General features: G+C 41.3%; 19 protein-coding genes and 1 tRNA gene. 13 read left to right on the forward strand and 7 right to left on the reverse strand.

Annotation, left to right across the window (positions count from 1 at the left end):
* The first annotated feature begins 31 nt into the window (after positions 1–31).
* From NTU69_12800 to NTU69_12860, 13 genes are all read left to right on the forward strand, one after another.
* Positions 32–397 (forward strand): MarR family transcriptional regulator, encoded by a 366-nt coding sequence (locus NTU69_12800; GenBank protein ID MCX5804384.1) that lies wholly within the window; start codon positions 32–34, stop codon positions 395–397.
* Between the two features lie 94 nt (positions 398–491).
* Positions 492–1,187 (forward strand): hypothetical protein, encoded by a 696-nt coding sequence (locus NTU69_12805; GenBank protein MCX5804385.1) that lies wholly within the window; start codon positions 492–494, stop codon positions 1,185–1,187.
* Between the two features lie 132 nt (positions 1,188–1,319).
* A complete protein-coding gene (locus tag NTU69_12810) occupies positions 1,320–1,637 on the forward strand; it encodes a hypothetical protein (protein MCX5804386.1) in 318 nt (105 codons plus the stop codon).
* A 149-nt stretch (positions 1,638–1,786) separates the two neighbouring features.
* Complete coding sequence (locus NTU69_12815) at positions 1,787–2,056, forward strand: hypothetical protein (GenBank protein ID MCX5804387.1); 270 nt, start codon at positions 1,787–1,789, stop codon at positions 2,054–2,056.
* 13 nt (positions 2,057–2,069) lie between these two features.
* The gene (locus NTU69_12820; GenBank protein ID MCX5804388.1) at positions 2,070–2,333 is read left to right on the forward strand and encodes a hypothetical protein; all 264 of its coding nucleotides are present in this window, start codon (positions 2,070–2,072) and stop codon (positions 2,331–2,333) included.
* Complete coding sequence (locus NTU69_12825) at positions 2,324–2,539, forward strand: transcriptional coactivator p15/PC4 family protein (GenBank protein ID MCX5804389.1); 216 nt, start codon at positions 2,324–2,326, stop codon at positions 2,537–2,539. The genes NTU69_12820 and NTU69_12825 overlap by 10 nt, the downstream gene beginning before the upstream one ends.
* A 141-nt stretch (positions 2,540–2,680) precedes the next feature.
* On the forward strand, positions 2,681–3,361 hold the full coding sequence (locus NTU69_12830; protein ID MCX5804390.1) for a hypothetical protein: 681 nt from the start codon (positions 2,681–2,683) through the stop codon (positions 3,359–3,361).
* Positions 3,362–3,440: 79 nt separating this feature from the next.
* Positions 3,441–4,133: a hypothetical protein gene (locus NTU69_12835; GenBank protein ID MCX5804391.1), complete on the forward strand. Its 693-nt coding sequence runs from the start codon at positions 3,441–3,443 to the stop codon at positions 4,131–4,133.
* Between the two features lie 92 nt (positions 4,134–4,225).
* Positions 4,226–4,468 carry a hypothetical protein gene (locus NTU69_12840; protein ID MCX5804392.1) on the forward strand — a complete coding sequence of 81 codons (243 nt, stop codon included), beginning with the start codon at positions 4,226–4,228 and terminating at the stop codon, positions 4,466–4,468.
* 26 nt (positions 4,469–4,494) lie between these two features.
* A complete protein-coding gene (locus NTU69_12845; GenBank protein MCX5804393.1) occupies positions 4,495–5,109 on the forward strand; it encodes a phage tail protein in 615 nt (204 codons plus the stop codon).
* A 97-nt stretch (positions 5,110–5,206) separates the two neighbouring features.
* Positions 5,207–5,518 carry a helix-turn-helix domain-containing protein gene (locus NTU69_12850; protein MCX5804394.1) on the forward strand — a complete coding sequence of 104 codons (312 nt, stop codon included), beginning with the start codon at positions 5,207–5,209 and terminating at the stop codon, positions 5,516–5,518.
* A 144-nt stretch (positions 5,519–5,662) separates the two neighbouring features.
* The gene (locus NTU69_12855) at positions 5,663–5,887 is read left to right on the forward strand and encodes a helix-turn-helix transcriptional regulator (protein MCX5804395.1); all 225 of its coding nucleotides are present in this window, start codon (positions 5,663–5,665) and stop codon (positions 5,885–5,887) included.
* Complete coding sequence (locus NTU69_12860; GenBank protein ID MCX5804396.1) at positions 5,868–6,935, forward strand: site-specific integrase; 1,068 nt, start codon at positions 5,868–5,870, stop codon at positions 6,933–6,935. The genes NTU69_12855 and NTU69_12860 overlap by 20 nt, the downstream gene beginning before the upstream one ends.
* Before the next feature lie 8 nt (positions 6,936–6,943).
* Here the strand turns inward: NTU69_12860 and NTU69_12865 are convergent.
* From NTU69_12865 to NTU69_12895, 7 genes are all read right to left on the reverse strand, one after another.
* Positions 6,944–7,015 (reverse strand) — tRNA-Thr (locus NTU69_12865).
* Positions 7,016–7,089: 74 nt separating this feature from the next.
* Complete coding sequence (locus NTU69_12870) at positions 7,090–8,754, reverse strand: AMP-binding protein (protein MCX5804397.1); 1,665 nt, start codon at positions 8,752–8,754, stop codon at positions 7,090–7,092.
* An 11-nt stretch (positions 8,755–8,765) separates the two neighbouring features.
* Positions 8,766–9,512, reverse strand: coding sequence for an ABC transporter ATP-binding protein (locus tag NTU69_12875; GenBank protein MCX5804398.1), 747 nt, complete (start codon positions 9,510–9,512; stop codon positions 8,766–8,768).
* A gap of 75 nt (positions 9,513–9,587) precedes the next feature.
* The gene (locus tag NTU69_12880; GenBank protein ID MCX5804399.1) at positions 9,588–10,367 is read right to left on the reverse strand and encodes an ABC transporter ATP-binding protein; all 780 of its coding nucleotides are present in this window, start codon (positions 10,365–10,367) and stop codon (positions 9,588–9,590) included.
* Positions 10,352–11,368: a branched-chain amino acid ABC transporter permease gene (locus tag NTU69_12885; protein ID MCX5804400.1), complete on the reverse strand. Its 1,017-nt coding sequence runs from the start codon at positions 11,366–11,368 to the stop codon at positions 10,352–10,354. Before NTU69_12885 ends, NTU69_12880 begins: the two co-directional genes overlap by 16 nt.
* A gap of 4 nt (positions 11,369–11,372) precedes the next feature.
* Entirely contained in the window at positions 11,373–12,242 is an 870-nt protein-coding gene (locus tag NTU69_12890) for a branched-chain amino acid ABC transporter permease (protein ID MCX5804401.1), read from the reverse strand.
* 21 nt (positions 12,243–12,263) lie between these two features.
* Complete coding sequence (locus NTU69_12895) at positions 12,264–13,091, reverse strand: ABC transporter substrate-binding protein (protein MCX5804402.1); 828 nt, start codon at positions 13,089–13,091, stop codon at positions 12,264–12,266.
* Positions 13,092–13,498 lie beyond the last annotated feature (407 nt).

Genomic DNA, 13,498 nt, shown 5'->3' on the forward strand with positions numbered 1-13,498 from the left:
ATTTTTACCGTGATATAAGGAGGTGTTCGAGATGAAGGTAAAGAAAGTTGAAGTTGGTATAAAGAGTATTGAGGCCTCCCTTAAGGAAGCCAAAGAAACCATGAAGCTCATTGAACAGGGCGGGAAGGTGAAAAGGAAAGCGGGGGTCTATTTTACGAGCTTTGAGGCGTTCCGGAAGGCGCTAACACCAAAGAGGCTTGAGCTTCTTCACACCATCAAAACAAGGCACCCTAAATCAATTAAAGAGCTTGCGGAAATAACCAAGCGGGATATGAAAAATATCTCTGAAGATGTGAAGTACCTTGAGCAGATCGGCTTTATTGAGAAACAGGGAAAGGACAGAGAAATAAGACCATTCATTAACTATGACAAACTTGCTCTTGAAATAGCGATATGAAAAGATCATAAGGGGATAGGGTAGCTCCCGACACGGTACATTCTCCGGTACCTTCCCCTGATAAATAGAAGAAACCACATGAGGAGATGTGGGAATGAAAATGGAAAAAGGTTGTATCGAAGAATATAAAGCAACAAAAGAACTCTGTCAGCTAATTCCTGTTGAAAATATAGCATACTATTGTTGGATATATCATGGAATCAAAGAAATGGAACTTTATAGCCGGGAAGATGATGGTCCTCAATACAAGTTGTCACGCATAACCAAAGAGTTGCAAAAACTAAAAAGACAAGAATGGGTAAACGACAATAACTTCAAAGACATACTTTTAAAACTCTTCTCTTCAATGAGTATTGATAAGCTGCTTAAACTCTCTTTTTCTGAAATGCTAAAAAAAGGAAGACCAGTCCCGCATAATAAAAAAAGAAGAAGCAGAAAAAAGGATTGGGCTTTAAATTTTCTGGTATATGCTCTTATTTTTGATTTGAAATCCTATACTAAAAAACCCCACTATGATTTAGTTTTTAATTTTCTTAAGAATTTGGGAATAATACCAGATGATCAGGATAGAGTTACATCGGATCACCTGAGAAAGAGGTTTCAAAGATTAAAGATCAATGATATTTTTTTAATATTAGATGCGAACTCAGTTTTAAACAACAAAACCCCAGTTTCTCCACCTGGCATAGATGGTTTTTACGCTGGTTTTTTATACGAATATCTACAGAAGGGGAAGCTTCAAATCAATAAAAGGCTTCAAGAAGAATCTTTTAATAGTAGCCGATTGTAATCGTTCGAAGTAGTCAGCAATTTATTACCCAAGGGCAACATCTCTCTTTTAAACTCTATTAAAAAATGGAAAAGGAATGAACATAAAACCTGAAAAAAATCTTTTTCCATGTCCTCACTATTTCCACTTTTTATGTTTATTCTCTTATTAGATTTTAAAGATAATGAAATAGGAAAGGAGAATGGCATGGAGCAGAGAGAGTTTGTTACCAGTGATCTTTATCTTACATCATTCATAAAAATTGTTTTTCCTCAAATATCACTCAATCTCACAGTAAAAAATGGGCGGACCCTGTTTGTATTCACTGTCTGTGACGATCTTTGCCGAGCTATGAGTTCTTTCAACAATGGCTTGGAGATAAATGCTCTTGAATACTCTGAAATGATAAAAAAACTCAGAGGCGAGATAATGGCCAGGAGAACACAGAAAACTGTTGGAGGAGGTGGATAAGCGGCGGTGGGTAAATGGCAAGGCGAAAGAAAAAGGATTCATTCCCTCCGTTCGTACCCATGTTTATAGAAGTTCTGGACTCATTAGCATATAGGGACTTGCATTACTCCAGCCAAGCTGCTTTGGTAGATTTCTTCCGGAAAGTCCGGATGAATCCTAAAAATCCGCTGCGTTATAAGATTGAGTTTATCTTCCCCTTTAAGGAGGCTGAGAAGCTTGGTTATCATAAGAATACTTTTCCAAATGTGATAAGAGAGTTAGTCCAGAAGGGGTTTCTTGACCCCGTGAAAAAGGGGTATAGGAAAAATTTCGTAGGTGGGGGCCTTAGCCGATTTCGGCTTGCCGAACGATGGCGGAGTTACGGTACAGATAATTTTGTAAAGGTGGAGTGGAATAGCTTTATAAACCCTAATCAATGAAGGGGGCTTTTGTATGCTGAAAAAATTCATTGTTAACCCCAGAAAACAGGGCGGTAACCACCCTGAAAAACAGGGCGGAAAGGGGCTTCTTAGAAAGCTTACCGCCCTGTTTTCTGGGGTTGTAGGGATAAAATTGTGTATTTCTCCGCCCTGTTTTTTAGGACGTATCTATATATATACCAAGGGTGTAGGTTTTAAAGTCGGTTACTTTTATCAGAGGGTTTTAATCAATCGCCCGAGACTGGAATATAAAAAGGGGGTGAGGAGATGTTGGTAGGAGAGACAGAAAAGAACGCAAGAGAAAGGATCCGTATTTCAATTGAAGAATATAGAGGCCACAAATTCATCGACTGCAGAACGTATTTCAAAGATACAGCCGGTGAAATGAAACCATCCCGAAAAGGGATAGCTCTTAATGAGGACGTCATCGATGAAGTGCTTGAGCTCCTCAACAAGGCAAGAGAAAAGCTCCTTGAGGAATAAAAAATGGAACAGAGCGGGAAAGCAGTGGAACAGAATAGAAAAAAAATGGAAGTGAGCGGGTCCTTCCCAACGATAGAGTGCTACACGGATGCTGAAGACCCCGAAGAATCACTACATATTAAAAAAAAACTGGATGGAAATATGGAAAAAGCTGAATTATTAGAGCATGATGCAGACTTTTTGGATAGTAAAAATAACCTAAAAGGAGGTTTAATCATGAAAGAAAAAGAAGATAATAAATTAAAAAAGTTGGAAGGTAATTTTAAGCAGGCTCGTATGGAGCTCGAGGTTGCCACAAAAAAGTTTGAGGAGATGAAGGCAAAATCAGTTGGACTCGATAAGGACATGGCAATATTGAGGGAATCTAAAATTGAACAGATCGAGGAAGAAAAGGGAGAGTTGTTAGAAAAATTTGTATCAGGGGAGATAGAAGAAAAGGTTTTCCAACAATGCCAGCAGGAACAGAGAAAAAAACAAGGAAGGCTTAAAGAGTTAAAGCAGCTACAAGAGGCGACAAACCGGGTTATTGGAAAACTTAAAAACAGTTTGTATGGATTACAGGAAAAGGAACGAGAGGCGCAAGTAGAGTTGCTGGCTTATGTCTTAGAAAATATAAAGGAAAAAATAAAAGAGACAGCTGGCGATTTGGTAAATCAAGCGACAGCTATCCAATTTTTGAAGAGGGATAGTATTATAACGATAAGATGGGATAAGGCGCATTACGGAGTTTTTTTAACGAGTATTTTCCCCATGCCATCGCTTGAAGAACACGCAAAGATGAAGAAGCAGATTGAGGGAGAAATTTTGAATGAAAGTATATAAGTGCTTTTGCCTGGTACTTTCTCAGGGGCGGGGTGCAGCGCCCGCCCCACATTAGCTTCAAAAAATAAGGAGGCTTAAAATGTTAAGCAAAATATTGAATGAAATTCTTATTGGGTTTGGGAGTTTAAACAAAAGATCTCTGACCTGGGAGGCTGTGACTCAGTATGTCGATCTTTTCAATCAAGCGAGGGGGTATTTTAAAAATGGAGAAGCCTATAATACCTTTCTGGATAATACTCTATCTGGCGGTAAAGCTTATGCAGAACAGATTGTAAGGATAAATGAAAGTAGAGATACACTTGAGAAAACCGGTGTAACCCCACAACAAGCTGTAGATTGCCTGGCTACAGGACTCCCCGGGACCAGACAAAAACCAGGAGAGCAAACTTCCATCCCGACTGTGAAAACAAAAGAAGGTCCGACATATTTCGAAGTGGAAATAACGCCCCAATATCTTGGGCGAAAAATAAAAGCATTAGCAGAGAAACCCCTCACCCTTAAGGCTTTTGATGAGCAAATTGAATTAATTAGCGAGACAGAAAAGCTTTTAGGAAGTGGGAAAGCTCTAACAGACTTTTTTAATGAGCTCTTCCCCTCATTGGGAAGTAAATACGCAGACGCATTAAAATACATGAAGCAGAAAGGATCTAAGGACATAGAACTTCTCAGAAAGAAAGCAGGTGATGAAGCGGGAGAGATAGATAAACTTGAGAGATATTTTTCCGCTTATATGAGAGTATTTGGATTTGGATCCAGACAAAAGAGAGCTTGAGATATAAGACATTGAGGAGCTGGTGAGAGTAAAACTTTATTCTAACAAAGAGGCCATAGGCGCAGTTCGTTTTGTTGATAATTTCTACAGTAATGAAGGACCGTTCGAGCAGATGGGAATCGGAAAAACACAAGGATGGGATATACTATCTTTGTATGAAGACCTCCATCGTCACAAGAGCAATCGCAAGGCAGGATCCGGAGCTCTCTTTTTTTGCACAAAAATATCTCGCGATTGTCATCCCGGAAGAGGCAGCAAAAGTTTGGTGTAAGAGATATAACCCGGTTCTATTGCAGGAGCTGTTCGGTAATGATAAAAAATTACCGCGGCTATAAATGCAAAAAATCTTGGAGGTGAAACCATGAAATTTGATATAAAACTTGAAGGCGTAAATGAGGCGTTGAAAATGTTCAGTGCTGATGCCGTGAGACGAGCTGTAAAAACAACCCTTAACGAGGCTGGAGACAAGGCAAAAAGTGAAGCTATAAAACAGATAACAGAAGACTACAATGTCCCGCCGAGTGCTGTTCGGGAATTTCTAAAAGTTAAAAAGGCTTCCTATGGTGAGACCTGTGAGTACACAATCACGGCCAGGGGTAAGGGTATTCCGTTGATAAAATTTGGTGCCCGCCAGGTGGGGGTAAAAATCAAACAAGCTATCGGCCGTTATACAAGGCGAGCGAAGCATTTCGGCAACTTCCAGCGCGGCGGTCCGGTAACTGTATTGGTAAAAAAAGCGGGCGGGCGAAAAGTAGTACATTGGGAACCGAAACCATTTATCGCTGTGGGCCCGAAAGTAGGACCGCAAGTATTTGCCAGACAGGGGAGAGAACGCAGAAAATTGTGCCGCCTCCTCGGTCCCGGGCTGGCCTTGCTGTTTGGTAGCAAAAAGGTATTAGAACACGCAAAAAGGGCAGCACTGGATACCTGGGCTAAACGCTTTGCGCATAACCTGGACTATTTCAGCAAGAAGTGATGGATGATGGTATTACTCCAAATGGGTTATTGTTGAGGCATAGATACTATGTCATGGCGAAAAAATGCACCACAAACAATCATGGAGCCTGATAACCATGAAAATAGAGTTTGAAGAACAGGATATTCAGTTTATAGCGGTCCGGGTTGTTGAATTGATAAGACCTCTATTGACAGCCAACCCGGCGCGGCAAAGTGAGGATATAATATTTGACGTGCCTGGACTATGTGAATATCTGAAAGTTTCAAAAAAATGGATCCATGAACGAACCCACTTGAAACAAATCCCGCATTTTAAAGGCAGCAACAAGATGCTAAGGTTCAGGAAACGAGACGTTGACAAGTGGCTTGAGTCTCTCAAAACCCCAGCTATCAATGATTTCACAGGAAGATTAAAGGCGATAAAATAACAACCGGCCTGCTCATTGCTTATGATACGCCTCCATAAAAATAATCTTATGTTTTGTATACCTTACAAAACACTGTATAGTGAATTGTATACTATATTTTTTTCCTTGACAAAGTAGACATTGTTCACTATAACTAATATTGACATGGATAAGTGGGCACCAGAAAAAATTAAAGACCTTAGAAAAGAGATGGATCTTACTCAAAAAGATTTTGGGGATCGTATCGGTGTTACACGAGAATATGTCAATAAGCTTGAAAAGGGGGTGAGAAGGCCAGGCAAAACGATGTGCATCTTGTTAGATTGCATAGAACAGAAGGGAAGAAAAAAGAGAAAGGAGAGTGTTAAACATGGCAAAAGGGATTTATAAAAGAGGCAATATCTTTTGGATCCGTTACGCAGGGCTTAATGGTAAGACCCTCTATGAATCTTCTGCCTCATCAAAATTCAGGGACGCTGAAACCCTTTTAATCAAGAGAAAACAGACCATTAAGGAAGGGAAGCAACCAGAAGTTAAAAAACGTATCCCAAATGTGACATTCAAAGAGCTTGCAAAAGCATACCTTGATTGGGCGAAACGACAGCGAGGATTCAGGAGTAAAAAAGGTTTTGTTTTGCAGTTTGTCGATATTTACGGAAGCATACCTCTAAGATATTTCAATGGTATGGTTATCGAAAAATTTCAATCAGACAGAATAGGGAAGGGTAATAAACCGGCTACCGTGAATAGGCTCGTGGCCACAATCAAACATATGTTTTCAAAAGCCGTTGAGTGGGAGATGGTTGAAGAAGAAATACAGAAGAAGATCCGGCGGGTTAAATTACTCGAGGCCAATAACAGGCGTCTAAGGTATTTGTCGAAAGAAGAATGTCAGAATCTCATAAAGGTTTGTGAATCCTACTTGAGACCGATTATTATTTTTGCTCTCAATAGCGGATGCCGCAAAAATGAAATCCTGTCTTTAAAGTGGGAAAACGTAGACCTGCAACATGGCTTTATTCTTCTGGACCAGACAAAGAACGGTGAGAGAAGGGAGCTACCAATCAACGAGACCTTACGGGTTACTTTAGAATCATTACCCAGGAGATTAGACGGCGGGTATGTGTTCTATGATCCTAAGACCGATGAACGGTATAAGGACGTTAAGCGCTCATTTGCTACAGCATTAAGAAAAGCAGGGATAAAAGATTTTCATTTTCACGATCTCAGGCATACATTTGCAAGTCACCTTGTAATGGCGGGGGTAGATATTATGACAGTGAAAGAGCTGTTGGGCCATAAAACCCTTGCAATGACTTTACGGTATAGCCACCTTTCGCCTAAACACCTTGTGAAAGCCTTGTCTATCCTCGATGATGCCCTCAACGACAATATCAACTATACAAAAACTATACAATTTGGAAGGGGTACCCCTTGAAAAACCAAAGCCGACGCGGGGATTCGAACCCCGGACCTGCTCATTACGAGTGAGCTGCTCTACCACTGAGCTACGTCGGCATTGAAGAAAGTGTAACATAAAAGAGAGTTTGTTGTAAAACAAGAACAGCATGAGATAAATGTAAGGGATGGTATTACGTTGCGGAGGATTTCTTCTTTTCTTTTTCCAGTTTTCTCTTTTCCTCGTCTCTTATTTCCCTTCTCAACAACTTCCCAACCTTGGATTTTGGTAGCATATCTCTGAACTCAATATACTGGGGGACCTTGTATGGAGCAAGCCTGTCTCTACACCACCTTATAAGTTCAGTACTTCCCACACCTTTCGCATCTTCTTTCAAGACCACGATGGCTTTTATCCTTTCACCCACCTTCGGATCGGGGATACCTACCACGCATGCCCCTATAACGGTGGGATGATCCTGAAGGGCGGCTTCAACCTCTGAGGCAGAAACCCTGTAGGCTTTATGTTTAATTATATCAGCGGTTCTCTCAACAAATTCCAGTTCCCCCTCTTCATTCATCTTCACAAAATCGCCCATCCTGTAGTAGATTTCACCGTTTAAATCAACATAGGAATAGCTCGTTTCCTCGGGTTTATTGAGATAATGTTTTATTGTATAGGGAGATGTAACGAGGAGCTCTCCAAGCTCGCCAGGTGGAAGTATCTCTAAAGAATCCCTATCAGCAACAATGGACTTTCTTGTTTTTAAGGGTTTCCCGATCGTTGTCGGGGATGGGTCTTTATGAAGAGGGCTATACGTGACATGCCCTATTTCGGTTGATCCATATACCTGATAAAGGGGTACACCATATTTTTCCTTCCAGCTTTTGAATACTTCCACAGGAAGGGTATCTCCACCACAATAACAGTATCTCAGGGAACTAAGATTATACTGATCAAGCCTATCATTCTCAAGTATCATCCGGTAAAGGGCAGGAACACCGAGCATCCAGCGGGCACGATAACGCTCAACGGCTGAAAGTACAGCGTCTACTTCAGGAATGGGCATCAATACAACTGTATTGCCGTAATTAAATCCGAAAGCTATAGCGAACCCTTTAGCCATAATATGGAAAAGAGGGTTCACCATTAATACAGTATCCTTACCCTCTTCAGTATAGCCCCCAATCACATCTTCCATGATGTCATGAATATAGGATACTTCTCCTGTATGGTTTCCGGGGACCCCTTTCGGAAAACCAGTAGTACCACCTGTATACATGATATAGGAAAGATCATTAAACGGATCAATTTCTACCTTAGGTGGTCTTGGCCAGCTTTCTTTTAAAATCTTTCTAAAAGAATGCACCTTGTTGTTTTTTTCAATTTTACCCTTAGGAATTTTATCAAACATATAACCAAGGGCTCTTTTCCAGACAGGGACAAGGTCTGCAAGACTTGTAACGATAACATTTTCCAGATTTGTTTTCTCCATAATTTCTTTTACATAGACAAAGTTTGTATCAAGGCATATGACCGTCTTAACCCCAGCATCATGGATCATGTACTCTATCTCAAATGATGTGTATATAGGTGAAACAGGGACTATTACAGCCCCAATTTTGTTTATGGCAAAGTTTGCAATCATCCACTGGGGGCAGTTTGGTATGTAAATCATAACCCTGTCCTGGCGTTTTACGCCCAGATTGGCAAGACCTGTAGCAAATTTGTCGATAAGCCTGCTAAACCCCCCATAGGTAAATCGCTCCCCGAGATAGACGAGGGCAGTATTGCTCGAATATTTCTCTGCCATCTCTTCAAAACGGGTAAATGTGTATTCGTCTTTGAACGATTCCATTCGTTAACCTCTCATACTCCAAAGTAGGCAGATTTTACATCCGGATTGTCCATAAGCTCTTCCTTTGTTCCAGAAAGCATACTTGAGCCATTTTCAAGAATGTATCCATAATCTATGATCGGCATTACAGGCCGTGCATATTGTTCCGTAATGATTATACTTATCCCCTTTGCATCCCGAATTTTGCTTGTCCCTTCAATGACAATATCCTGATACGCAGGGCTTAGGCCAAGAAGTGGTTCATCAAGGAGCAACACTTGCGGATTTGCCATCAATGCCCTTCCAATAGCGAGCATCTGTTGTTCGCCACCGCTTAAAAAACCTCCCTGTCTTTTTAAGTGGTCCTTTAACCGGGGAAAAAGGTTTAATACATAATCTATATTTTCTTTTGTTTCCCTTCTTTTAGAGAGATATGCACCAATCTTTAAGTTTTCCATGACAGAGCTTTCAGGAAATATCCTCCGCCTTTCAGGGCATAAGATAACTCCCATCTTTGCCCTCTCATGGGGTTTAATCGTTGTAACATCCTTTCCATTAAAAAAGATCCGGCCGTATAAAGAGATTCTCTCTCCTCCTCTCATTTCCTCCTTTTTTTTAATATCGAGGATTATCCCTGAAAGGGCATACATTAACGTGCTCTTACCAGCGCTATTAGAACCGAATACCCCGACAATCTTCCCTTTTTCGCATTCGATACTCACGTTATTAAGTGCAAGCATGTTTTCATAAAAAACCATCAGTTCCCGTGCTTCAAACATGAACCTTACATCCTTTCATCATTACAATATGCATTCTTCATTTCTTCATTCTACATGCTACATTATTCATTTCCATCATACCGCTTCTTTTCCGAGATATGCTTCCTTTACCCTCTTATCTTCTATGACAGCGCTTGATAAACCCTCAGCAATCTTCTCCCCGAAGTTCAATGCCATCACCCTGTCTGCTACCCTGAAGAGTTCCCGTAGCCTGTGCTCCACCATGATGAGCGTAATCCCCTCCATCTTCATCTTTTCAATCAACGGCGTCATCCCGGCAATCTCGCTCATACTTAAGCCCGAAAAAACCTCATCACAGAAGATGATCTCAGGTCTCATGGCAATACAGCGTGCAAGCTCAAGTCTCTTTTGATAGCCTGTCGGAAGGGTGGAAGCAAGCTTATAAGGAACACGGGAATCCCTTTCAAAACCGATTTCTTCAAGGATGTCTACTGCTACAGTATCCCTGTCCCCATGTTTTCCGCCTCCCCGCCAGCCGCCTGTTTTTTTTGCCCTCGGTGACCACAGCGGTATAATCAGGTTTTTAAAGGCTGGGAGGGTATAGTAGGGTCTCATAATCTGGAATGTCCTGGTAATACCGATGTGTGCTATCTTATGGGCAGGCCATCCTGTTATTTCTTTTCCCTTAAAATACACACGACCAGCCCCTGGCTTTATAAATCCTGTTATACAGTTGATCAGGGTGGTTTTGCCTGAGCCATTCGGACCTATGATACCGTAGATTTCACCTTGTTGTATTTCAAAGCTCACATCCACAAGAGCTTTAAGCCCACCAAAAGATTTGCTGATCCCTTTTGCTGAAAGAAATGGCGCATCGCTCATACTTTTACCCATCTTTCAAATTGGTGATACTTTCTCTGCAAGTAAACCATTAATCCCTCACTTTTGAAGACTATGAATCCTGTCAACGCTGCACAATAAATAACTATTCTAAACGATCCAAAGGCCCGTAAAATCTCAGATAAAGGGACAAGTATAAAAGTTCCTATAACCGCCCCGACTAAAGTGCCCCCACCTCCTATAACCACTGAGGCAATGGGTATGATAGAAAAGTCGAGGGCAAAAAGAGAAATGCCTGCCCACATATAGAGGTGTGCTATATAGGCACCACCAAAACATCCTACAAAGGAAGCAATAAACACGGCAAGGGCTTTCATATGGGTGATATTTATTCCGGAAGCCCTTACAGATTGGTCATTATCCTTTACACCCCTCAAGACGAGGCCTATGTCCTGATTGACAAACCTCCTCATCCCGAAGAGGATAATCAGCGTCATAATGATGATCACGTAATGTTCTACATATTCGTTTGGTAAACTATCCAAACCTGTGATTCCATTCGTCCCCCCAAGGATATTAAGGGCCTCTACGACACGGGTGAAAAAGAGAGGATACATTAAAGTAACGATTGCAAAATAGACACCGCGCAGTGGTAAGCAGGGTAGCAGCAAGGCTGTACAAAATATTGCACCCCCCATTGCCGCAAAAGGAATGGAGAGATATACTGGCAAACCAAGGTAGACATTAAATATCGCTGAAAGGTAACCACCAACACCAACAAAAAATGCCCCTCCAAGACATACAAGTCCCACATAATTGGCAAGAAAGTCAAAGGACAGGGCAAGCAGCGCGTAGACACACATGATGTTAATAACCCTTTTCCAATATGGGGCAAGTTCGAGGAGTAGTGGCAACAAAAGAATCCCCACGATCAGCAGTAGCCGTGGGCCCAAAAGGTAGAGTATTTCTCTGTATGAAGAGATTGCATAGAGCCCTTCTGTTCTTACTTTTATTCCCCTGTCGATCCTCTCTTTCCTCATCATTTCGTGGTTCATGGCTTTATACCCTCTCCTCGAGTTCTTTCTGTTTTCCAAATATCCCTGAAGGCTTAATCAGGAGGGTAATGATTATGGCAAGAAGGGCAACTACCATAGTGTAATGGGAAGAAAGGAATTTTTCCGTGAGGATCTGGGCAAAACCTATGATAAAAGAGGCAACAATAGTTCCACCCCAGCTTCCCAGTCCTCCTATTACACAGACTGCAATCGCAAAGATAAGGACATTATATCCTGCCTCTACAATTATGTTTCCGAGAGGCAAAAGGAGTATCGCAGCAAAACCAGCAAGCCCTGAACCTATTGCAAGGGAAACTATGGCGGTCATATCGGAGTCTATACCAAGCATCATGGCTGCCCTTTCATCCTGGGCAATTCCCCTTAATGCAAGTCCAACCCTGTTAAAATGGGTAAACAGATAAAGGAGCAGAAAGGTAAGTATACCTGCACCCACAATGATGATGCGCTGGTAATCAATATTTATTCCTAATATGTCCATTGAGCCGGCAACAAATGTGGGGAGGGTAAAGGTCATACCCCTTAATCCTCCCCAGCGTAGCCCCTCTAAAACAGCAAGCCCTATTGCATACGTAGCAATTATCTCAGAGATTTCCATACCCCTGATCCTTATTAAAATGAAACGGTAGATCAGGGCACCGATGATGCTTGTCATGCCAATAGCAAGGATAATAGCTAATGGATAAGGAAATGCCACAAATTTATTCATAAACAACCAGGTTATATAACCAGCTGTGATATAGAGGGCACCATGGGCAAAATTTGGTATCCTGCTTATGCTGTAAACAAGGGTAAAACCCAGAGACATAAGGGACAGGATAATGCTATTGGTAATTCCATATACAAGTATTTCCACGTCAGCCTCTTATTATCAGTTCTACTTCATCCACGGTGGTAATAAAACCTTCCCTTCAGCAAGCTTTGGAGGGAAGATCTGAACCCTTTTACCAGCTTGCCATTGTATGATACCGGTTACCGCTCCTTCTTTTGGATCGAAAGAAGGTATTATCTGATGCGATTTTTTGTCAAAACGCATCCTTCCGTATACCCCCATAATATCACTATCCTCTAATCCCTTTATTACCTTATCCGAGTCGAGACTGTTTGCTTTTTCTATTGCGTCCTTAAGCTGATACACCGCCATGTAACTCGATGATGTTCCATAACCTTCAGGCTCCAAACCCCATTTCTTCTTATAGGCTTCCACAAATTTCATAGTCCAGGGTGTAATCTTTGCCGGGGCATTACCGCCATTGACAAGATTTACAATAAGGTATTCGCCTCTGCCGCCTGAAGCCTTCCAGAACCCTGGCTGCTCAGCAGCATTTACAAAACCGATAGGGAGGCACTTCAACTGCATATCGCTCCACTGTTTCAGCAGCACTGCACTTTCCGGCATATCCATCCACAGGAAGAGTATCTGGGCGCCTTTCTTTCCAGCATCTATAAGCCCTACGGAATAATCAACGGTTCCTGTAGGGTATATCTTCATATCGATGACAGTCCATCCCTTGGAGGTAAGCGCTTTTTTCATGGCTTCCCCGCCTCCTCTTGCATGTGCCACGTCCTGAACCATGATATACGCTTTATTAAAATTGTGCCCCTTTTTAAGGTCTTCAATCATTGTGATAAATTCGTTCATCATTACGCCCACATGGCTTGTATTCCTGAAGCAGTATTTATATTTCCCGTAATTCTCTTCTATTCTTTTAGAGTAGGCAGGCGTGAGTGAAGTGTTGTGTGTATTTTTGAAATATAGATGATGAATATCTCAAATCTTCTAATTTGGATTTGTTTCCATAAATCTTTAATTGGTAAGTTCTAGTGCACTTCATTTAAGCCTAATATCTACGATGTTTTTAAAATTAAATAATACATATATTTTTGTGGTTATAGGCTATACAGGGTACGCCCACTCTGTAAATGTTTTTTTATTGCTTTCTTAAGACGCTGTGTATAAGATTTTTTAGGAATATTCTTATCCAATAGAAGAAAAGAATGCTTCCTTTATTATTTTAAATTTCAAACAAGCCTTTTTGGGGGAGCCATTACTTAAATAAGTGCCCTCGCTCAAAACGGACTCTATTCGGTCTAATGATAATACAGGTATGC

It is taken from the genome of Pseudomonadota bacterium (assembly GCA_026388215.1).
Lineage (GTDB): Bacteria > Desulfobacterota > Syntrophorhabdia > Syntrophorhabdales > Syntrophorhabdaceae > JAPLKF01.